Origin of the sequence: Fusibacter bizertensis, from assembly GCF_029914245.1 — a bacterium.
Lineage (GTDB): Bacteria > Bacillota > Clostridia > Peptostreptococcales > Acidaminobacteraceae > Fusibacter_C > Fusibacter_C bizertensis.
Genome location: NZ_JARYZI010000015.1, coordinates 18396 through 40921, shown reverse-complemented (window position 1 = coordinate 40921; position 22526 = coordinate 18396). Strand labels below are relative to the sequence as shown.

Annotated in this window: 23 protein-coding genes and 1 riboswitch; of the genes, 2 read left to right on the top strand and 21 right to left on the bottom strand. The window is 37.8% G+C overall.

All coding sequences use genetic code 11. The features are described 5' to 3' along the window. Positions 1-2 precede the first annotated feature (2 nt). From QE109_RS16215 to QE109_RS16155, 13 genes are all read right to left on the bottom strand, one after another. Positions 3-830, bottom strand: coding sequence for a precorrin-6A/cobalt-precorrin-6A reductase (locus QE109_RS16215; protein WP_281095601.1), 828 nt, complete (start codon positions 828-830; stop codon positions 3-5). Next, positions 827-1543 (bottom strand): precorrin-3B C(17)-methyltransferase, encoded by a 717-nt coding sequence (gene cobJ, locus QE109_RS16210; protein WP_281095600.1) that lies wholly within the window; start codon positions 1541-1543, stop codon positions 827-829. The genes QE109_RS16215 and cobJ overlap by 4 nt, the downstream gene beginning before the upstream one ends. After that, on the bottom strand, positions 1540-2628 hold the full coding sequence (locus QE109_RS16205; protein WP_281095599.1) for a cobalamin biosynthesis protein: 1089 nt from the start codon (positions 2626-2628) through the stop codon (positions 1540-1542). The genes cobJ and QE109_RS16205 overlap by 4 nt, the downstream gene beginning before the upstream one ends. Next, the gene (gene cobM / locus QE109_RS16200) at positions 2612-3361 is read right to left on the bottom strand and encodes a precorrin-4 C(11)-methyltransferase (protein ID WP_281095598.1); all 750 of its coding nucleotides are present in this window, start codon (positions 3359-3361) and stop codon (positions 2612-2614) included. The genes QE109_RS16205 and cobM overlap by 17 nt, the downstream gene beginning before the upstream one ends. A 1-nt stretch (position 3362) precedes the next feature. Continuing rightward, positions 3363-4058, bottom strand: a complete 696-nt coding sequence (cobI, locus tag QE109_RS16195) for a precorrin-2 C(20)-methyltransferase (RefSeq protein ID WP_281095597.1) — start codon at positions 4056-4058, stop codon at positions 3363-3365. Positions 4059-4094: 36 nt separating this feature from the next. Beyond that, positions 4095-4661: a precorrin-6Y C5,15-methyltransferase (decarboxylating) subunit CbiT gene (gene cbiT, locus QE109_RS16190; protein ID WP_281095596.1), complete on the bottom strand. Its 567-nt coding sequence runs from the start codon at positions 4659-4661 to the stop codon at positions 4095-4097. Then, positions 4651-5271 (bottom strand): precorrin-6y C5,15-methyltransferase (decarboxylating) subunit CbiE, encoded by a 621-nt coding sequence (gene cbiE / locus QE109_RS16185; RefSeq protein ID WP_281095595.1) that lies wholly within the window; start codon positions 5269-5271, stop codon positions 4651-4653. Before cbiE ends, cbiT begins: the two co-directional genes overlap by 11 nt. Further along, the gene (gene cbiD, locus QE109_RS16180; protein WP_281095594.1) at positions 5268-6398 is read right to left on the bottom strand and encodes a cobalt-precorrin-5B (C(1))-methyltransferase CbiD; all 1131 of its coding nucleotides are present in this window, start codon (positions 6396-6398) and stop codon (positions 5268-5270) included. The genes cbiE and cbiD overlap by 4 nt, the downstream gene beginning before the upstream one ends. Beyond that, complete coding sequence (locus QE109_RS16175; protein ID WP_342637169.1) at positions 6398-7051, bottom strand: precorrin-8X methylmutase; 654 nt, start codon at positions 7049-7051, stop codon at positions 6398-6400. Before QE109_RS16175 ends, cbiD begins: the two co-directional genes overlap by 1 nt. Next, the gene (locus QE109_RS16170; RefSeq protein WP_281095593.1) at positions 7042-7428 is read right to left on the bottom strand and encodes a sirohydrochlorin chelatase; all 387 of its coding nucleotides are present in this window, start codon (positions 7426-7428) and stop codon (positions 7042-7044) included. Before QE109_RS16170 ends, QE109_RS16175 begins: the two co-directional genes overlap by 10 nt. 115 nt (positions 7429-7543) lie before the next feature. Then, a riboswitch (cobalamin riboswitch) is annotated at positions 7544-7724 on the bottom strand. Positions 7725-7775: 51 nt separating this feature from the next. Then, positions 7776-8621 carry a mechanosensitive ion channel family protein gene (locus tag QE109_RS16165; protein ID WP_281095592.1) on the bottom strand — a complete coding sequence of 282 codons (846 nt, stop codon included), beginning with the start codon at positions 8619-8621 and terminating at the stop codon, positions 7776-7778. Between the two features lie 18 nt (positions 8622-8639). Further along, on the bottom strand, positions 8640-9341 hold the full coding sequence (locus tag QE109_RS16160; protein WP_281095591.1) for an SDR family NAD(P)-dependent oxidoreductase: 702 nt from the start codon (positions 9339-9341) through the stop codon (positions 8640-8642). 92 nt (positions 9342-9433) lie between these two features. After that, positions 9434-12877 carry a pyruvate carboxylase gene (locus QE109_RS16155; protein WP_281095590.1) on the bottom strand — a complete coding sequence of 1148 codons (3444 nt, stop codon included), beginning with the start codon at positions 12875-12877 and terminating at the stop codon, positions 9434-9436. A gap of 232 nt (positions 12878-13109) precedes the next feature. On the opposite strand from QE109_RS16155, the gene namA reads away from it, so the two are divergent. Continuing rightward, entirely contained in the window at positions 13110-14150 is a 1041-nt protein-coding gene (gene namA / locus QE109_RS16150) for an NADPH dehydrogenase NamA (RefSeq protein WP_281095589.1), read from the top strand. 82 nt (positions 14151-14232) lie between these two features. Here namA and QE109_RS16145 read toward each other — a convergent pair whose 3' ends face one another. The 4 genes from QE109_RS16145 to QE109_RS16130 all read right to left on the bottom strand — a co-directional run bounded on the left by QE109_RS16145 (position 14233) and on the right by QE109_RS16130 (position 18074). Then, entirely contained in the window at positions 14233-15048 is an 816-nt protein-coding gene (locus QE109_RS16145; protein ID WP_281095588.1) for an alpha/beta fold hydrolase, read from the bottom strand. 108 nt (positions 15049-15156) lie between these two features. Beyond that, complete coding sequence (locus QE109_RS16140) at positions 15157-16344, bottom strand: MFS transporter (RefSeq protein ID WP_281095587.1); 1188 nt, start codon at positions 16342-16344, stop codon at positions 15157-15159. After that, complete coding sequence (locus QE109_RS16135; protein ID WP_281095586.1) at positions 16344-17525, bottom strand: DUF3810 domain-containing protein; 1182 nt, start codon at positions 17523-17525, stop codon at positions 16344-16346. The genes QE109_RS16140 and QE109_RS16135 overlap by 1 nt, the downstream gene beginning before the upstream one ends. 3 nt (positions 17526-17528) lie before the next feature. Then, complete coding sequence (locus QE109_RS16130) at positions 17529-18074, bottom strand: GNAT family N-acetyltransferase (RefSeq protein ID WP_281095585.1); 546 nt, start codon at positions 18072-18074, stop codon at positions 17529-17531. Between the two features lie 116 nt (positions 18075-18190). Between QE109_RS16130 and QE109_RS16125 the strand changes: the two genes are divergently transcribed. Then, positions 18191-19240 (top strand): M42 family metallopeptidase, encoded by a 1050-nt coding sequence (locus QE109_RS16125; RefSeq protein WP_281095584.1) that lies wholly within the window; start codon positions 18191-18193, stop codon positions 19238-19240. 64 nt (positions 19241-19304) lie between these two features. Here the strand turns inward: QE109_RS16125 and QE109_RS16120 are convergent, their stop codons facing one another. From QE109_RS16120 to QE109_RS16105, 4 genes are all read right to left on the bottom strand, one after another. Beyond that, the gene (locus tag QE109_RS16120; protein ID WP_281095583.1) at positions 19305-20906 is read right to left on the bottom strand and encodes a MutS-related protein; all 1602 of its coding nucleotides are present in this window, start codon (positions 20904-20906) and stop codon (positions 19305-19307) included. A 121-nt stretch (positions 20907-21027) separates the two neighbouring features. Continuing rightward, a complete protein-coding gene (locus tag QE109_RS16115) occupies positions 21028-21651 on the bottom strand; it encodes a copper homeostasis protein CutC (RefSeq protein WP_281095582.1) in 624 nt (207 codons plus the stop codon). 80 nt (positions 21652-21731) lie between these two features. Continuing rightward, the gene (locus QE109_RS16110; protein WP_281095581.1) at positions 21732-21986 is read right to left on the bottom strand and encodes an HPr family phosphocarrier protein; all 255 of its coding nucleotides are present in this window, start codon (positions 21984-21986) and stop codon (positions 21732-21734) included. Positions 21987-21998: 12 nt separating this feature from the next. Beyond that, positions 21999-22472: a PTS sugar transporter subunit IIA gene (locus QE109_RS16105; RefSeq protein WP_281095580.1), complete on the bottom strand. Its 474-nt coding sequence runs from the start codon at positions 22470-22472 to the stop codon at positions 21999-22001. Positions 22473-22526 lie beyond the last annotated feature (54 nt).

The following is a 22526-nucleotide window of genomic DNA, read 5'->3' as shown; positions in this document are numbered from 1 at the left end:
CTTTATTGAGATCTATTAACCAAGAATTTCGATCTTAAAAATTGTTCTAGTGTCTCAATTGAATGAAATGTTGTACTACCATCGTTTAAAATGGTGTCTTCATCTTTTGATTCTCCTTTGGTTACCAACACGCCTTTAACAGGTGTCCCAATTAAAGACTGAAGATTTAACTCAGTTGCACTGCCGGCACCACTTTCTTTAAAGATGAAATGCGTAATATCAAATGCCTTAAAAAGAGCTTGGTTTAGTGCAGAAGGACAAGGTGCTTTGATGCCAATGATGTGATCTATCGGAACTTGTAAATCTGTGCACACTTTCATGGAATAAAGGCTAGGCATCACTCTAAAAAAACAACAGGACTTTGGAAAATGCGCATAGAACAACTCAATGTATTTGGTTCCTGTTATCAAGTAATGATAGTGTTCTCGATGTGCAGCTATTAACTTTTTAACGGCTTCTTCCATCACCTTAACCGAGGTCAGTTGATCACCTAACTTTTCTTCCCAGTTCACTAACTCATGACTTGCCATCATGGCTCTTTCTAATTTCACATACCTAATACCCGCTTGTTTGGCAGCAGAATGTGCTACGCGTTTTACCTCATATGCATGAGGGTGAGTGGTATCAATTAACATATCTATCGTATAATCTAAGATATATGTTTTTAGGGATTCCACTGTAAATCGATGCACTTCGCATGACGCTCCAAAAGCTTCGTATATCTGTTTCCCCAGTTCAGTTGCAACGGAGAGTTTAAAAGAAATATCCTTTTTCATAAGCCAGTGGCACAGCTCAGCACCTTCATGTGTGCCACCTAAAACGAGGATCATACTTGATAGCCTCGTGGGGTTACCATCTTATCTCCGATAAGTTTAGTTTCTTTGTTACCTACGATGACAACTGACGTCATATCGATCAAATCTAAGTTAACTTCATCAATTAAAAATACATGTGTTGACTCGTTTGAACGTCCTACATTTTTAGCAATACCCACCAAGATCGAATTGCCCTGCGCCTCTTTGATTAGCGATAAAGCTTGACCAATATAGTCTGGTCTTCCGTGACTTTTAGGGTTGTATAAACAAATTACAAAATTTGTTTCAGCTGCTGCTTTGACACGTCTCATAATCTGATCTATAGGTGTCATCAAATCACTTAAGCTGATATGACAAAAATCGTGCATTAGCGGTGCACCTAAAAGTGCTGCACCCGCTGTTGATGCTGTTACGCCAGGTATCACCTCTATCTCTTCATCTGTCTGTGCAAGCTCATAAACTAAACCTGCCATACCATAGACACCTGCATCTCCGCTACTAATTACTGCTACTGTCTTTCCAGTTTGAGCGATCTTTACAGCTTCTAAGCAGCGTTCAACTTCACCTCGCATCCCATTGCTTATAATTTCTTGCTGATCTAACATTGGTCTAATCAAGTCTATATATGTTTTATAACCAACTATAACCTCTGACTCTTCAATTGCATCTATAGCGGCCTTAGTCATCAAATTTTGTGAACCTGGTCCAATGCCTATTACCTTTATCATCTAATCAGCCTCCCTATACTAAATGTACTTCCGTTTCTTTTATATACTTTTAATGCCTTCTCATCTTGCGTATGATAATAAGCACATGTCCCTGCTACCGATCCTATACCGACCTTGCCTTTAACAAATTCAGAAGACTTGAATAGTGATTCATAAGGCAATAACTTGTCAACCTCATGTACCACAAATTCAACATCAAGTTGCTTAGCAAGCGTGCACATACAGAGCTCATCTTTTTTGAGGGAAATGGAAGCAATCTTTTGAATACAGCCTATTAAAAAACCCTCTTCTTTTAACGCAACTTCTAAACTATAGGCATAACTTTCAAAACTCAGTCCTTTTTTACTACCCGTTCCAAGAAGCAGTGATTGACTTTCAAGTACCAGCGTTTCTATATTGTTAGCGTATGGTAACACCTCTTCAAACCATCTTGTGGGTTCTCTTAGTGTAATCAACAACCTTATAACATGCGTATCAACTTCCTCATGACGCTCTGTCTGGGTATTATCTTTTAGCAGTATCCTATCCACATCAGCTAAATAGGGATCTAAACAGATTTCCACTTCACCACCATTGGCAAGATGCATGTTAAGTCTTTTCATAAGCGCTCGATGCGGCTGATAAGGCACGCCATATCGATTAAAGATCTCTTCAATTCCAGTAACACCTCTTTTATCCGTAGCAGTTGTTATCACAGGTTTTGAATGATATCTTTTTTCTTTTAATGCGCTCGACAGCGCACTGGCGATTCGATTCGCACCACCAATATGGCCTGAAAGTATCGGGATAACAAATTCTCCAAAATCATCAATTACAATAACTGCTGGATCAGTGAGCTTGTCGTTAATATAAGGTGCTATAGCACGTACTGCAATGCCCACAGCCCCTATAAAAAGAATTGCATTTCCCTTGCAAAAACCCAGTTGAAGCAACGCTTGTATATTTTCATGTACTGACTTATCGTAAATTAAGACTTGTGCTTGCTCATCACTAGAAATAATGACTTCTATATCTTTTGCGAGGGCTTTGCCACGGTTTGAAAAACTAAAAATAATCCAGTTTAAAGGTTTATCCTCTAAATTCATGTGCAAAATCCTTATCATAGAGTTTTGATGGATTAAATTCATAGCCTAAGCAGTTGCCTACAATAATCAAAGCTGTTTTAGTGATCTGAGCTTCTTTTGCAAGTGCATCAAGCGTCTCAATGGTGCCTCTTATGATCTTTTGATCAGGCCATGTTGCTTTATAGACCATCGCTGCTGGTGTCTGTGGTGGATAGCCACCTCTAATGAGCTGCGCCATTACCTCATCTACCATACCTGAAGACAAAAATATCGCCATAGAAGTTTGGTGTGCTGCATAAGATTCAATGCTCTCAAGCGTTGGTACCGGTGTTCTACCTTCCATACGCGTGATGATAAGACTTTGAGATATCTCGGGTATGGTATACTCTATTTCAAGTGCAGATGCCGCCCCGAGGAAACTACTTACGCCTGGTATTAACTCAAAACCAATCTCAAGTGCATTTAATGCTTCTATTTGTTCTCTTAATGAACCAAAGATGGAAAAATCACCTGTGTGTAATCGTACTACTTGACGGTCTTGGCTTATACCCTCGTCGCAGACTTTGATGATTTCTTCAAGATTCATAAAGGCGCTGTTATATATTTTACAGTTTGGTTTGCAATAATTTAAAAGTTCAGGATTAACAAGTGATCCTGCGTAGATCACGATATCTGCTTCACTTAATGCTCTGTGCCCTTTTATAGTCAATAGTTCAGGATCACCAGGTCCTGCACCTACAAATTTCACTTTCATGTTAAACCTCCTTATTGATCAAAATAGTTGTGAAGTAACTGAGTTCTTCTATGTTGACTTCTTCGAGTCCATAATAAACTTTCTGTGATGCCTTCCCAAAATTAGAGACGATCAAACAATCGTCCTCTAGATGATGTGCAACGATCAACGCCTTTACACGCTCAAAACTTTTATAGACTTTCATGAGCACCATAGACTTTTGCGTTGATAACAGTTCATCAAGTTCTTTAAGGTCGTCTACACACGGGTAGATCACTAGGGGCGTATCGCCTTCACATAATTGTTTGTTAAACCCTGAAGCAATTGCACCAAAAGATGTAATTCCCGGAATTGTTTCAACCTCAATCTCATCTCTTAATAGCTTCAATAAATAGCCATAAGTGCTATAGAGCATGGGATCACCCAGCGTTACAAACCCAACAGTTTTGCCTGATAATGTCCATGATTTTACTTCCCCTGCAATCTCTGCAATTGCAGCCATCATCATATCCTTATCGTTGGTCATAGGAAAATACCTTTTTTCCAGCGATACTAACTCAGGAATATACTCTTTACAGATATGATAGGCTTCACTTTCACCACCTGATCTTCCTGTTGGCAATAAGAGAATATCCAACTTTTCAAGTACACGAATCGCTTTTAGTGTTAAAAGTTCCGGATCTCCTGGTCCAACACCTATTCCAATTAATTTTGACATCCTTTTCTCCTTATGCATTAAGTTGTGCTTTTCAGTTTACTTATAAACACATTTGATCACTGTGCAAGGGTTAAGTGGCTTGAAATAATGATAGTCCCCTAAATTTTCAAGTCGACTCGCTTGTATCTGACTGGCTTCCAGCCCACTGTACTTTTCTGACTTTGAGACATATGACATGATTTCGTTCATACTCTCAAGGGTTATTACCGAAAACACTAAGATACATCCAGCTTGCATCATTCCTGCTTCTAGCCATGCCATAATCTCAGTAAATGCGCGACCAGTGCCTCCAACATAGATACGATCAAATTGACTTGGTTCAAGTAGTTGCTCTGTAGGTGCATGGTCATTAACGACTTTGATGTTTACATTATGCCTTGATGCATTTTCCAAAATCAATTCACATCCTGTTGTCGTTTTTTCAATTGCGATCACATTAGCACTTGGTGCAGATTTAGCGATCTCAACTGTCACCGAGCCTGTTCCTGCTCCAATTTCAAGAACTGATTGAGCAGATGCCAGTTCCAAATAACTTATAATGGTGCCACGAACCTCCATTTTAGTCATTGGATTTTTACCTCTGATATATACGTCATCCTTCATAGTCAATCACCACCACACAAAATTCATACTCTAAATGCTGCAATTTTGAAGCTCTACTAATCGTCATTCGTTCACTTGGATATGATAACCATTCACCAATATACAGCACTGGATCAAGTCCTTGAGAGATTAACTTTTCAGCTATATTCACAGGGGTCCATTTTTTATCTGTAAACAAACAAACTTTGCTTAAGTGCTGCCAAAGTTCCCAGTTAGGCGCTCTGCCATGTACGCTAGTGATCAATACATCGTGCATCGGGATGTCAATTTTACTGAACATAAGCTGAATACTGCTTATACCTGGCACTATTTTTATACTTTCGCTAGCAAACTGCTTTTTGATCCATTCGCCAATACCATAGATTGAAGGATCACCTGACGCGAGAAGTGTCACTTCACTGTTCTTAGTCAGCAACTGCTCTACTTTATCTTTTAGTTCATCTAGTTTTCCGCTATAAAGTTGTTTATATGTTGTACTTCTTAGATACTCATCTACTGTTTCCATCTGCCTTTTTGTTCCCACGACTGCTGTTGCTACTCTTAACTTTTGTAAGGCATCACTTGTCAAATAGTATTTATCACCTGGTCCTATACCTATTATCCGGATCACTTTTCTTGCCTCCTTCGGCTATCTCCAAGCAATCTACTAGACATGTCATATAAAATCACTTCAATATCAATCCCCTCAAATATAAACTGAAGGCATCGTTTTCTTGCTTTTTCAGCTAAAATCTGAAAGACCTCAAGGTAGGGGGTATTGTATAAGTAATTTGACATTTCATCAGTTGTATTTGCTAAGCTTATGTCTTGAAGTATATTAAGCGGTGCGCCTAAAAGTGCTAGTTCACTTACCACAATCTCCGCTTTTGCATCTGCAACTTTACTATGTGTATTAAAAATCCCACCAGCAAGTTTGATTAACTTTCCAGTATGGCCTATGAGGACAATATTTTGAAAGTCCAGCTTATCAGCAGCTTGTAGTGCAAAGCCTACATAATTTCCCATATGAACCACTTGTTCAGTTTTTACTAGATTTAAATCCGCGAGGTTGATGTTCTCAGTAGCAAACTTCTCACCATGAAGCCCAGGTACAAGGACAAGTGTCTTTACACCTAGCGCTTTTTTCTGTTTCATCTCAGTATAAATTGTATCTTTAAATGCTTCTTCACTCATGGGACGCACAATACCAGATGTACCAATGATAGAGATCCCTCCTATAACGCCAAGTCTAGGGTTAAAAGTTTTTGCAGCAGCGGCTTCACCATGTGGCACTTCTATCACCACATCGACCCCCATCTCATCTGAAAGTAATGGTTTAAGGTTGTCTTCAATCATTTTAAGAGGAACTGGGTTAATTGCATACGCACCTACGGGGATTTGAAGCCCTGGTTTTGTGACTTTACCAACGCCAACGCCACCACCGATAGAGATCTTTCCTGTATGATTCAAGGTTACTTTTGCACAAATCTCTAGTCCATGTGTCACATCTGCATCATCACCTGCATCTTTGATGACAACTGCCGTTATACTTGCTGTGTCGCTTTTAAAAATAGCCTCAATTGGAATTTGTAGCTTTGATCCGTTCGGTAGTGTTATAGCGATTTCTTCAATCTGGCTTTCTTTCTCTGTTAGTAAAGTGGTGAGTGCCGCTTTTGCCGCAGCTACTGCAGAGCTGCCAGTGGTATAACCTGTACGAAGTAATTTTGCATCGTCACTTAAAACTTCACTATGCGTCATTACACACCTCTACCAACAAGCTGATATAAGAGTGCGTTGACGATTGCTGCAGCGACGTTACTTCCGCCCTTTCGTCCCAGTGCTACTATACTTGGCATAGAGTGCTCATGTAGTAATGCCTTTGATTCTGCTGCTCCTACAAAACCAACCGGTATTCCAATTACCCCGATAACATCTTCAAGCTGTTCCTTTGAAGATTCTAAAAGCTGAAAGATGGCAGTAGGTGCGTTTCCTATGACAAAGACCTTTTTTCCTGGTGTTTGAAGTGCAATTTGTACTGCTGCCATAGACCGCGTAACACCTTGTTTTTTTGCCATTTGTGCAGTTAGATCATGAGAAATAAGGCATTCTAGTGACCAGGGTATTTTCTTAAATGCAGCTTTATTGATCCCCGATAACGCCATATTTGTATCTGTATAAATCGTCACTGGTCGCGTGAGTGCATCTTCAAATTTACGGATAAAATCTGCATCGATTTTCAAATTATCTAGATAATCAAAATCAGCAGATGTATGAATCGCTCTTTGATAAATCGCTTTGTAAAGTGGTTCTTCAACTGGATAACTAAGCCCTTCATCCTTAATGATGTCATCTATGATTTCAAAACTCTTTGTCTCAATTGCCATAGGTTTTTTGATGAAATCTATACGCATAGAAGACCAACCCTTTCTCCAATTAATGTCACTAGTTTTTCGTCAAAACCAATGTTGCTTAAAAAAGTTATTTTTAAGTCTTTATGTTTTTCTCTTAGTGCATCAAGTGCTTGAGGGATATCCTCTTTAATATGGTTACCGTTAAATAAGAATAGTGGAAATGCTACAATTTCTTTAACCCCATCTTCGTAAAGCGCTGTGATTACATCATCTAAAAGTGGTGCCATTAGCTGTAGATAACATTTTTCAAAACGCTCACTCGGAAATTGTTGTCTCAATGCTTCCATATATTGGTTCATGATCTTATCAGTCTCAGCGACTTTACTCCCATGTGCAATGATAAGTGTCGCTTTTTCCAGTAAATTTTTATTTTCCATATCTAACCTCCAAATAATCTTTTGCTTAAACTTATTTTAAGCAACAAAAAAGACACACCTATCGGTGTGTCCTAAATACAAAAATTGCGTATCAAGTAAATCTCCCACCGAGATTTTATGTTACATCGTCTTGGCAGGTCTCCTGGCTCAGATATCATCCTACTTTCTCGCCTTCCCAATAATCAGTGGCTTGTGAGATTTCGTACATCTTTACAGTAGCGGGGGCTGCTGAGGTTTTTCACCTCATTCCCTATTAACCTTTTGTAAACAAAAGGACCGAAAACGCTTATGAAGTTGTATCACCATAATAACATGTGTTTATTAATTGTCAAAGCCTTTTTTGATACTCATTGATGCATTTTGATTTGATCATTCGTCTTAAAAGCAATCAAAATTGCCTTCCATATGTCATTTTCAGTGACTCTAGCTTTACGAGTTTCACAAAGATAACGTACATCTAGTGCTATATAACCATCTTTTACGTTAACATAAACAATTGGCGTCAAATTTCTATAGTAAAGCATGTATTTTTTTGAAGCTTCATAGATACTTTCTTTAACGCCAGGCGTTAAATTGAGAGCATGTTGATTGATAATTTCGTCTAGCATTTTTTTTGCGACTTCCCAGTCACTATCTATCGTTAACCTCACTTCAATCTCATTCCAAATATAATCGAACCCCTTGTTCGCATTGGTAATAGAATGTATAAATATAAAGTTGTTAGGTACATGTACAATACGACCTGTACTTTGTTCACCAAAATCGATAGATGATACTTCTAACAAAACAATCTGGAAAAGCTTAATATCTATGATATCACCCGTCTGACCATTTACATTGATCCGATCACCCACTTCAAACGGTTTTTGAAAAACAATGATAAACCAAGCGGCAATATTGGTAAAAATTTCTCTAAGTGCAATGGCGATTCCGGCAGATATAAAGCCCATGTAAGTGGTTAAATCTAACTTCGATTCTGACCAAACCAAAAGAATCAGTACTATAAGAATCAGTGTAAATGTGAAAGAAAATCGTTTACGTAAATTATAATAAGTACTTGAATTTTTAACTGCTCTAAATAAAATCTTACTTGTAAATTGTACCACCAGTATATTGATGACAATCAATACAAATGAGATTAGCACTTTCTGTGCTGTTGTGTGATGACTGAGGTAACTGATTATTTCTTCCATTTACATTCCTTCTTATCCTTATTTGGGTCTACCAATTGTAATATCCGTCACATATACTTTGGTATCCATCGCGACTTTCACGATGTTTCTTGCTACATCTGCTGGGTCCATAAAATGATCTACATCATATCCCGAAGCTGAATCTTTCCAAAAATCAGTTTTCATCCCCCCTGGAAAGACATTGATCACTTCAATTTTAGTCTCTGTTAGTTCGTCTCTTAATGATTCAAGGTAACCTCTTGCACCCCATTTTGCTGCGTTATAGATCGTTTCGAACTTTTTCCCCTTTAATGCAGCTGTAGAAAGTACACTGATGATTCTCTTATCCTCATAAGGTTCGTTAAGCATGAAACCAACCATCTTAGACGTAAATAACATCAAACCAATCATATTACTTTTTAGTACTTTGTCAATATCTTCTTTGTGTATGTCACTTATTTTCCCATAAAAAGTTGTCCCAGCAACATTGTAGAGTTGTTTGATGGGCTTGCCTGAAGTTTCTAGTGTATCGATAAAGGCGTCTATGTCCTCCTCAATCGATATATCCAAACTATAAGATAGGACATCTGCTTTTCTTGAAATTTCTTTGAGTTTATTGGTTGCATTTTCTAACTTATCTACATTACGCCCTAGTATAATGACATGTTCATCCATTAAAATCAAGTGCTTTGCAATCTCATATCCGAGCCCTGAGCTTCCACCCGTAATCAAATGATACATATTGCCTCCCTTGTATAAGTAATTAGAATTCATCCTCATTAAATTCAACCTTATTGAATTTATACCCAAATGAAACTGCTATTCACAGTACCTTATTTTTTTTCTAATTTCATGAGCAGTTCTCCTGATTTAACTTGCATCCCTTCTTTGGCATAGATATCTGATATCACACCATCTGCCAAAACCACGACACTGGTCTCCATCTTCATGGCTTCTACAACTGCAACCACTTGATTCTCAACTACATCATCGCCAACTTTTACCATTACTTTTACTACTTTTCCAGGAATTGAAGAGCCTACTTCAAACTGGTTATCAGGATCTGCCATGATAGATTGTTGAACCACTGCTTCAAACTTTGAACCTCTGTCTTTGATGTAAACCTCTCGTCTATTCCCGTTGACATCATAGGTAAGTCTCACGCTTCCAACATTGTTAACTTTACCAATTTCAAGTAGTTTCACGATCAATTTCTTACCTGATGCGATTTCTACCTCACAAGTTTCACCCTCATACATCCCATGGAAAAATACATCTGATCCCACTCTTGAAAGATCACCATGTTCTGCTTTATATTTTAAGTGGTCTTCAAATACTTTTGGGTATAGTGCATAGCTCAAGACTTCATCCATATCAAAGTCACGCTTATACTTTTCACTTAGCATTTCTTTTATAGCGATAAAATCTTCATCTGGAAGTTGTTCACCTGGGCGACCAGTAATCGGTACATCACCCTTCAAGACAATTTGTTGAAGCTCTATAGGGAACCCACCATCAGGTTGCCCCATCATACCACTAAAATAAGCCACTACTGAGTCCGGGAAAGCTAGGTCAGAACCCTTTTCAATTAGATTCTCTGGTGTCAAATCGTTTTGTACCATGAAAATCGCCATATCTCCAACAGCTTTTGAAGAAGGTGTTACTTTGACAATATCTCCAAATAGATCATTTACCATCCTAAACATCTCTTTAACTTCACCAAAACGATGCCCAAGTCCAAAACTGTCTACTTGTGGTTTTAAGTTAGAATATTGACCACCTGGTATCTCATATTTATAAATCTCAGCGGAGGTCGACTTTAAGTCCGATTCAAACTGCTTGTATACAGGTCTAACATCTTGCCAGTAATCACTGATATTTTGCAAACTACTTAGGTTGAGATGTGTGTCTCTTTCTGTATTTTCAAGTGCAGCAACCACTGCGTTGAGCGCAGGTTGAGATGTAAGTCCAGACATACTCGACATCGCTGTATCTACGATATCAACGCCAGCCTCAGCAGCCATCAAGATGGTAGAAACGCCATTGCCAGTCGTATCATGTGTGTGAAGGTGCACAGGCATAGACACTTCATTCTTTAGTGCCTTCACGAGTTTAGACGCAGCATATGGTTTTAAAAGCGCCGACATATCCTTGATACATAGGATATGAGCACCCGTTTTTTCAAGTGCTTTCGCTTTATCAACATAATACTGAAGAGAGTACTTATCTCTGTAAGCATCTAAGATATCGCCAGTATAGCAAATACATGCTTCTGCAACTTTTCCAGTATTTAGTACTTCATCTATTGCGATTTCCATACCTTTTTGCCAGTTGAGCGAGTCAAAGATTCTAAAAACATCAATCCCTCTTTTTGCTGATTCTTTGATAAATGCTCTGACGACATTGTCAGGATAGTTTTTATAGCCTACAGCATTTGCACCTCTAATTAGCATTTGAAGAATAATGTTCGGGATTTTCTCTCTCACTAAGTCAAGTCTCTCCCATGGGGACTCGTTAAGGAAACGATATGCAACATCAAAAGTCGCTCCACCCCACATCTCAAGTGAAAACAAATCACTTGCATGATGCGCTGTTGCAGACGCTACTTTCTTGATATCTACCGTTCTCATCCTTGTCGCAATCAAAGATTGCTGCGCATCTCGCATAGTCGTATCTGTTAGTAACAATTTATTTTGACCGTGAATCCAATCTACAAGTCCTTTAGCACCTTTTGTGTCCAAAATTTGTTTTGTACCATATAAACTAGATTTAGCAACGTTTTTATCATAAATTGGGACTCTTGGGACATCAAATTCTTCCTTTTCACCCTTAGTGTGATTGACCACTTTTTCACCGATAAATGAGAGCACTTTATACTCTACATCAGCTTTTGCTGTAATTTCAAATAAAGACCGATTTTCTGCGATAAAGTTGGTATCACATTCTCCTTGGACGAACTTCTCGTGGTTGAGCACATTTATTAAAAAGGCTATATTGGTTTTAACACCTTGGATCTTCATCTCACCAAGTGCTCTTAAGGACTTGCGGATCGCATCTTCCCATGTCCTACCATGAGATGTTGCTTTGACAAGTAAGCTATCGTAGTACGGACTTATAACAGCACCAGTAAATCCGTTGCCCCCATCAAGTCTGATACCAAAACCTGAACCGGAACGGTACACATCAATCCGACCAGTATCAGGCGCAAAATTGTTTGATGGGTCTTCAGTTGTGATACGGCACTGGATTGCAAAACCTCTTGGAACAACACTCTCTTGATTTGGTATGCCCACTTCTTTAGAATCAAGTGCTAGACCTTGTGCAATCATAATTTGACTTTGAACGATATCGATACCAGTGAGCATCTCCGTCACGGTATGTTCAACTTGGATCCTTGGATTCATCTCTATGAAATAATGCTTGCCAGATTTGTCGACTAAGAACTCACAGGTTCCTGCATTTCGGTAGTTCACTGCTCCCGCAATTTTTAAAGCATCTGCACAAATTGCATTTCTTTTTTCTTCAGTCAAGGTAAATGCTGGCGTATATTCTACAACTTTTTGATGTCTTCTTTGTATTGAGCAATCTCTTTCATATAAATGTACCAAACCACCATAATTATCCCCCAACACTTGGACTTCTATATGTTTTGGACTTTCTAGGTATTTTTCTATAAAGACATCTTCAACTCCAAAAGCCTTTCTCGCTTCACTCTTAGCACTCTGGTATTCTCTCACCAAATCTTCAGCATGTCTAACAATTCGCATCCCTCTTCCACCGCCACCTGCCGATGCTTTAAGGATCACTGGATAACCACACAGATTTGCTGCTTCATGTGCTTCTTCATCTGTTAAAATAGGCTTCTCAATACCTGGAATAACCGGTACACCTACTTTGATCGCCACTTGTTTTGACTTGATTTTATCACCTAGACTGTTCATCATAGAAGCAGTCGGTCCGATAAATACGACCCCAGCCTCTTCACATTTACGCGCAAATTCAGGGTTTTCTGATAGAAACCCATAACCCGGATGGATGGCATCAACGCCTTTTTTCTTAGCGAGTTGAATGATTTCATCTATATTTAAATAAGCATCAACAGGACTCTTCCCCTTACCTACTTGATAAGATTCATCTGCTTTTGTTCGAAAGAGCGAAGCTTTGTCCTCTTCAGAATAAATGGCCACTGTCCGTATGCCAAGTTCATGACATGCTCTAAAAATCCTAATTGCAATTTCGCCACGATTTGCAACTAAGACGCGTTTGAATTTTTGCATTCTATACCTCCACAGACTTCTGTTTTTATATTCTATTATGCCATATGTTACGGATTTGTCACGAACTTTTACGATAAAAAATATTTTATATTACGGATTTTATAAAAAGTACATGATTGGTTTTTATGCACGGTATAAAGTTTATAGTTTTTTTACATTATCCTTGTTTTTCATATTAGTCATGGGGTATATTTATTTCGAAGCACAAAATAATATCAGGAGGTAGTATAAGATGAATCAATTATTTAGTCCGTTAAAAATCAAAGGTGTCACACTTAGAAATAGAATTGTCATGGCACCTATGTGTATGTATAGTTCAGATAACTATGGTTTTGTAAAACCATTCCATAAAACACATTATGAGACACGCGCAATGGGTGGTGTTTCACTTGTTATATTAGAAGCTACTGCTGTAGAATCTAGAGGGAGAATATCAGCAAATGATCTAGGGATTTGGAGTGATGCTCACGTTGATGGCCTTAAAGAGATAGTGGATGGAATACATCGACATGGTGCTCTCGCTGGGATTCAACTTGCACATGCAGGACGAAAATGTGGCGTCTTAAGTGAAGACATTATTGCACCCTCACCGATTAATTTTGATGACGAAGACTTATCATTAAGGATCCCTAGAGAGATGACAGAGCGTGATATTGTAGATGTTATCTATGCTTTCGAAGAAGCAACTAGGCGCGCAAAAGAAGCAGGATTTGACGTGATCGAGTTACACGGAGCACATGGATATCTCATCAACGAATTTTTATCTCCACTCACAAACTTACGCGAAGATAAATTTAGCTATAATGAAGCATTTGGTACGCGTTTTATAAAAGATATACTCTCTTCAGTAAGACAAGCTTGGCCAGAGGAACTTCCTATTTTCTTTAGAGTTTCTGCTGAAGATTATGCCGAGGGTGGGAACACCTCTTATACTATAAGTGATGCATTATTAACACTTAAAGATTCTGGGATTGACCTTATAAACGTAAGTTCAGGCGGCGTTGTACCTGCAAGAATTCATACTTTCGATGGCTATCAAACAAAATTTGCTGAGATAATTAAAGCACGCACACAGTACCCCGTTATGGCTGGTGGTCGTATAAAGACTGCACAGATGGCTGAGGAAATCATCCGCAACGAACGTGCAGAACTTGTTTTTTTAGGTAGACAACTATTGATCGATCCTTATTTTGCACTGCATGCTGCTGAAGATTTAAAACAAGAAATTGACTATACGCCAGTTCAGTATTCGAGATGGAAAACATCTAGATAAATGGTAACTCTTTTTAAGTAAAAAAATAAGAGAAAATAAAGACGGAATCAATCCATTCTTTATTTTCTCTTTTACTTTATGTTTAAAGTGATTGTTTCAATATAAACCCTAATAAGATAGAATTTAATGTTTCTGGTTTTTCAAAAATTGTAACATGACCACAGTCTGGAATAGTAATCAGTTCAGCACCTGAAATATGATCTGCAATAATTTTAGAAAATTTAACCGGTTTTAAGATATCGTTCTCTCCACAAATCACAACTGTAGGACATTTGATTTTAAAAAGCTCATTGGTCATATAAACATCATCTAAAAATGTCTTATAAAGTTCAACTTGTCCTTCAAAATAACTGCTAGGTGTTTCATTAAATGCTTTTGCCCGTTTTTCTAACAACAATTTGTTTTTCTTTACATAGCTTTCATGATAAATACTCGGTAGCATCCCATTGAAAAACAACTCGCCATTTCCAATTTCAGCTAAATTAAGCCATCCACTTACAAAATAACGCAGTACATCATCTAGCTCGCTTACTGAATTGATGATGGATAAGCTCTTAACACGCTCAGGACAATCAATCGCCATGCGCATTGATACTTCACCACCGTAAGAGGTTCCAATTAGATGTGCAGATTCAATCCCTAGAAATCGCATCAAATTTATGGTGTCCTCAACATGTAGCTTGAAACTATAAGGGCCTTTCGGTTTATCTGACTTTAATTGACCTCTAAAGTCGTGTAAAAGCACCCTGTAACCTAACTTCACAAAACTGTGGACTTGGTCCATCCAGCTTGTTGTTGAAGCCATGACACCATTCATAAAAACGATGGTTTCTTTCGCTTCTTTGTTTCCAAATAACTCGTAATACAAATTCAACCCATTGATCGTTGCAATTGACATAGTTCCTCCTCGTCACAATGAAAGTATTTGTATACTCGTCTCCCCTAAATTTATTGTAACATAATCAACTTTAATTCGCATATATTTTGAGTTATTTTAAAGTGTATTCTAAGTTTTAATTTTCGTTGCTCGATTCAAAAGCACAGTTAAAATCCCAAGTAAAATAACGCAGGCTAGCATAAACACAGGATATAATCCTATGCTTGTTCGCTGCATCACAACGCCAAGAAGTGGCGGAAAAACAGCAATGCCTACATAAGCAGATGCCATTTGATACCCTATCACACTCTGTGCTATTTTGTTGCCAAATCGCTTCGGTGTTTCGTGTACCATAGAAGGGAAAATTGGGGCGAAACCAAGTCCAATCAAGATAAATGCCATCATAGAAAGATGATCTGAAATATTGCCCACTAACAATATACTTCCAGCTAATGCAATTAAAATCCCAAGTGTGATCAGCTGTTTGTTACTAAGTTTAAACGAGATAAATCCCGCTAATATTCTACCAACTGTTATGCCTGCATAATAAAGGCCAACCCAACTCGCAGCTAAATTAAGTGTTAGCGCTCTTTTTTGTACCAAATAACTCGCACCCCATAAGCCCATGGCAAACTCGCCAGCACAATAAACCATAAAAATCAAAAGTGCAAAGGGAACACCTGGTCTAAGGAATATACGTTTTGAATCTGTATGGTTTTCGTTTAACACTTCCGTTTCTTCATCTGCTTTATTAGCCTGCTCTGTAGCATGTCGCTTCCAAAGCGGTAAACTCAAGAAGATAATCGCTGCTAAAAAGAGCTGTATGAGAGCAACCACAAGGTATCCTTTTCTCCAAGACCCTGTACTTGCAATGATAAAGCCCATTAACAAAGGACCTGCAGTTGCACCAACGCCCCAAAACGAATGAAGCCAGTTCATATGGTGTGCTTTAAAATGAGTTGCCACGAAGTGATTGAGAGCAGTATCAACTGATCCAGCCCCAAATCCAAGTGGTAACGCCAAAAATATAAACCATATAAAAGAAGGCGCCAGAGAATAACCCAGTAAAGCAAATCCAGTTAAAAGACCACTCATCAGTGTAATCTTTCCCTCACCAAATCGCTTAATTAATTTTCCGCTTAATAAACTACTAGAAATTGTACCTACCGTTACCACGATAGATATGATTCCCGCCGCATCTAGTCCCATCATCCATTCTTGTCTAACAAGTGGCCACGCAACACCTAGTAAAGCATCTGGCAATCCCAGACTGATAAATGCGAGATAAATAATCATTAATAAAATCAAAGTTATCACTACTTGCCTCCTATCATTTGAGGCTTAGCGACCTCTAAATAATAACCGAGTAACAGATCTACCATTTTACCATAGCTTCTAACCCCATCTTCTTGACGATTGGTTTTTAAGTAAGTATCATTTACTTGATCTGCTACTTCTGTTGTTTTTCCTCTATAGTCATCCCAAAATCTTGAGTAGCTGATGATATCTTCACTCACACCATCTGAATACGTACTTCTAATTCTCATGGCTTCATCAGCATCCAGTGCATAAAGTGCATTCATGGTATGGATTAATGCTAAAATTGTTCCAGAATATTGAAAGTCTTTATCCGGATGAGCGGTTGCAGCTAGATAAGCGATAAAATTCGCTTCATCCTCTGGGGCAATCCCTCTTTGATGCGCCATTTCATGCAAAGTCGTTGCAGGTAAAAGTAGATCTGGCACTTCTATATTGACATTTGCTTCTGAAGTGTAAGGAAAGTATACGCCTGTTATACCTGTGTAAAGCATAGGAGCCGATGCCAAGATAGGCTTTGGTTTTCCATATAATCCACTTAAGAATTGATATCTTTTACTGAGCTGGGTATAACCATCACTTGCTCTAGCAAAAATCTGTTTGTATCCTCCTGGAACCATCATCACACCTTCATCTGATAAAGACTGATAGGGTCTCAATCTATTTGCTTCATCTACTAAATATGTAGTGAGTTCAACTAATTCTTCTTTAGTATATGGCCTTACTTCAAATCCCATTGTATCTGCAACAGATTGTCTTTCATAATTAAATCCCCACATCACCATAAAGACCACATATAAAATACTGATATATTGAATGATACGAAAAACACTTCGAAAAAATCCACCTTTAAAGATTTTTACCAGTAAGATCATCGCCACTATAGGTAACGCAAGCACATGTCCATAAAGTACAAACTCTCCTATCGAAAAGTTAAAAACACCCGTTATCACACTGACAAGTTCTATCATCCATTTGTTTAACCCCTGTGCATAATACTTTTCGAAACTTACGGAATTATTGCCAATACTCATGGAAATACTGTACACAAAAGCAAGCAAAATAAAAGGCATAAATGAAAATAGCCAATTTTTTCCTTCCCATTTTTCTCGCTGAATCCTTCTACTACGACGCATTCGAACCTTTTTATCATTTATTTGTTTTTGTTCATCATTCATCATCACTTATTCCCTCATAATTCTCAGTGCATAAAGAATCATCTCTTTAGGCTCATCAAGCTCTGGGTCAACATCATTCGCAATTCCTTTTCTCTCAAAATTATATCGCATCAACAATTTAATTGATGGTAAATTCAACTCATGTGTTACAGCGTGTACTTCTTTAATTTCCAGTTGATTTTTAATAAAGTCAATTATGCCACCGATTGCTTCGGTTGCGATTCCTCTATTGTAGTACTCTGGGAGTACCTCATAACCCATTTCAGCAACTTCTTTTTTAGCATCAAAATTCCATAGACAAATTGTACCTACAAAGTCATACCTTTGAGTTTCTTTATCCCTTAATTCAATACACCAAAAAAAAGCCTCTTTGTTCTTGATATCTTTCAAAACGGACTTAATAAATCGCTTTGCTCGCATTATGTTTTCATAAGGCGGAATATCTACATATTTAAATGTCTCTGGTGCTGATCTCAGTTTAAAGATGGACGCAGCATCTGCTTGAGAAATGTATCTTATTTTCAAACGGTTGGTCTCTATAATCTGACCCATATATAACCCCTTTATTTCGGTATGCGAAATTATTTTATTTAAGTCTACTTTTTACATGTTATAATAAATATAATTGAATCTATTATAACATAAGTATACATTATTTGGAGGTGTTTATGGATCTTAAATTAATCGAATCCCTTTCCAATGCCTTTGGTCCATCGGGATTTGAAGAAGATGTTATCAGTAGTTTGAAAGCATTTACTTCAGAATTTGATGTGAATGTGGATGAAATGAACAATGTCTATGTAGGGCTCAAGTCAAATACTGGCAACAGACCCGTGGTGATGCTTGATGCACACCTTGATGAAGTAGGATTTATGGTGCAAAGCATTTTACCTAATGGGTTAATCGCTATGGCAACTTTAGGCGGTTGGGTACCAAGCAACATTCCGGCACATACTGTGCTGATAAAAAATGCTGCTGGAAATTTAATCAAAGGGATCATCGCATCAAAACCCCCTCACTTTATGTCTGAGAAAGAAAAAAGTGCGCCTCTGGATATCGACCAGTTACTTATCGACATAGGCGTTACCAGTCGGTTAGAAGTTATTGAACATTTTGGCATACAAGTGGGCGATCCTGTTGCACCTGATGTTACTTTCAGCTATAATGCTGAAACAGGAATACTCTTTGGAAAGGCTTTTGACAACAGGGTTGGTTGCGCTGCGGTTATCGAAACTTTAAAGAGGCTCAACAACAAAACACTAAACGTTGATGTAATTGGTGCACTTGCCAGTCAAGAAGAAGTTGGCACACGTGGTGCACATGTCACGAGTCAAGTTGTGAAACCAGATTATGCGATTGTATTTGAGGGGTCTCCAGCAGATGATCTTTATTTTGACGCATTTACATCACAATGTGCTTTAAAAAAGGGCGCCCAGATCCGTCATCTTGATTCAAGTTATGTGAGTCACCGTAGGTTTATAGACTTCGCTAAAGCTATTGCTGATAAAAACGACATTAAATACCAATCAGCAGTAAGAAGAAAAGGGGGGACAAATGCGGGTAGAATCCACACTACAGGTAAAGCAGTACCCGTTTTAGTGCTTGGAGTACCCTCAAGATATGTTCATACTCACTACAACTATTGTGCCATGGAGGATATTGAATCCACTGTCTCACTAGCAGAAAAGACCGTTTTACAACTTCATGATAAATGGTGATGGTTAAAAAAACAAGAGCTTACTACATAATAGTATCACTCTTGTTTTTTACTTAATCTATATTTTAATTTGGTTTATTCCATTTGCCTGTAATCAGATAATCTCCTGCAGTCTGATCTGCAGCATCTACAATATCTTGCTTAAAGCCCATAAGTTTTAAAAGCTTAATTGCATTACGGCTAGTAGCTGCACCCTCTCTCAATTTATAATCAAAGTGCATCTCATTTTCATCTACTTCTTCTTGAAAGTGAAAAGCTTCAAACTCACTGCTGAGTAAGTTGCATAGTTCTAAGTCGTGTGTCGCAGCGATTGGCAATACCATCTCTTTATTGAGTGCTTTTAATATCTGAGTAGAAGCTGCAATCCGCTCAATGGTGTTAGTTCCTCTCAGCACTTCATCTATCACACATAAGATTCTCTTGTCTAATTCACTAGCCATTAGTACTCTTTTCAATGATTTTATCTCTGAAATATAATAACTTTCGCCAGCTAAAAGATCATCTGAAATTGCCATTGAACTATAAATTCTAAATGAACTTGCCGAATATGACTTGGCTAAAGTCGTACAGATAGTTTGTGCCAGTAATTGATTGAGTGCAATTGTCTTTAAAAATGTTGATTTCCCAGATGCGTTTGATCCTGTCAATATAATGGCTTTCTCAGTCTTAAAGGAGTTAGGAACACAATCCTTTAATAGCGGATGACATAATACCTCACTTTCGATGAATGGTTTAGTAGTCGCACCATAATCAATCACTGGGACGCAATAATTCTCAACCTGCTTTTGAAATGAAGCAATTGCAATTGAAGCTTCGATTCGCCCTAGGAACTCATGCAGTTTAAAAATATGTTGGCTATTTTGCCCAATTGTGTTTTTCAAGATCTCGTAAGTAATCAAATCAATCAATAAATAATTTGAAAGCACCTCTGCGATTCCATTACCTGCACTTAGCGACACTCCACCCACTCTTTTCATACTTTTAAGTGCTTTAAATGATTCATCTAAGGGGTTTAGCATCGCTTGCAGTTTGGGGTCATTTATCTTTCTTATACGATGTGCGGTTACCACCATAGAGACGGAATAGTTTACTGTTTCAAAGTCAGTATACATGCCCCTTTTACGCCATTCGCGAATCATACTATTGGCAATTACAAAAAATAAAGTTGCAAATACACCAGTTTGACTAAAAGCTATAAATAAGGTAGCTATTGAACCAATTAAACCAAAAGCCAATGCCATATAGGCAATCAAATAAAGTGGATTTCTTTTTCCCGCATTAAAAGTACGACAAACTTTTGCTTTTCTATTTCTTCCGAGTTTTGCCAAAAGTACCGATAGATCAACGCGAAGTTTCTCATTAGTGTTCATAAGTTCTATGAGAGAAGCACGTTCTTGATGTTCAAGCTCCGTCTCACAAGGTCTTTTAAGTAGATAATATAGTACTTGCTCCCCGGAAGTTGAAAGTCCCATATTGATTTTCTGAAACACTTGATCTAATTGAAGATCGTTAGCAGTTATATCATCCACTAAAAATGGATCTAATTTTTTTGTTTTTCTAAAGTCCAAATATTCTTTGATACTCTCCATATCTTCAGGCTGATATTTAAGTTTAGAAGGCTTTCCAAAGTTGTTACTGAGACGTTTTCTAAGCTGTTTTAATTTCATAGTGCACCTCTTATTCGTTCGAAAATAGCGGTCAATATTTAGCACGCATCTAAGTGTTTTTACTTAATCTCTGGATCGATTGTTAAACATCGAACGAACTAATTGTATCAAAATTTTACATTTATTTCAATAAACCTACTATTTTTGTGCCATGCACCTCAGTTGTGCCTGTTTTATCCATAATAACTTCGTAATTGGATGCATCGACACCGCCTCCTGCAACTATGATGATTCTGTCATCAGCTTGTTTTACAAGCTTAGCCAGGTGATCTGTATTATCCATTGCCGAGTGCTTTCCACCTTTGGTAAGCACTCGGTCGATACCTAGCTCTATAAGATATTCTAGTGCCTCAGCTTGGTTTTCGATATCATCAAATGCCATATGACATGTAATTTGAAGCGGTTTAGCTATTTCAACTAATGTTTTCATCGTCTGTATATCTAACAAGTTTTCCGGTGTTAAAACACCAAAAACCACACCACTTACACCTATCTGTTTACACATCTCAATATCTAGTTTCATGATATCAATTTCTTCTTGGCTGTATACAAAATCACCACCTCTAGGTCTTATCATTACAAGTGTCGGAATACCTATTTTATGATGCACCAAGGAAATCGTACCATAACTAGGCGTGGTTCCACCTTCTGCTAAATTTTCACAAAGTTCAAATCTATCGGCACCTTTATCAGCTGCAATTTTTGATTCTTTGAAACTGCCCACACAAGCTTCTCTTATGTTCATATGATCCTCCACATTATAAAATCGACAGTGTCATCACTGCCGATTCTTTCATTATTGAGCTTTTATATGTTACACATATATTAATCAATTATATGATCTATGATCTCTTTAATTTTAAGTTCCATTTGTTCACTTTGATCGCCAATTGCCTCGATTTTTACTTGCTCTGCTTCTTGAAGTCCCATGCTCATAATACTCATAATTGATTTCCCGTTATACTTTTTATCTCCCTTGTAAAGGTTAATTTCACCTTGATACTTTGAAGATATATCTGCGATCATACTCGCAGGTCTTGCATGTATGCCATTTTTACTTTTTACTATAGCTTCTACCATCTTTTTCACCTCTTAGTTATTTATTTCCACCGTTGCAGCTATTTCGGGGTTAACGCCATAATTCACATGCATTGATTTCACTTTTTCTTTATTGGTCACAACGACTGGCGTCATCACTGACTTCGCATTTGCTCTTACAAACGCCAGATCAAATTTTATAATAGGTGTTCCAGCTTTTACCTTTTGATCTACTTCTACAAATCTTTCAAAACCTTGACCTTTTAAGTCAACCGTATCAATACCGATATGGACAAGTATCTCAAGGCCAGAATCTGTTACGATACCAAAGGCGTGGTTTGTAGGAAATATCTGAGCAATGACACCATCCACTGGCGCAACTACTATACCATTTTCAGGTTCTATTGCAAAACCATCACCCAGCATTTTCTGAGAAAATACTACATCTGGTACTTCTTCAATAGAAACTACTTTACCCTTTAACACAGGTAAAAAATCTTCACTTTTTTTCTTAAACAATCCAAACATTCGTCATCCTCCTTATGCTCTATATCACTTATAAATTATTAGTCATTTAAAGTA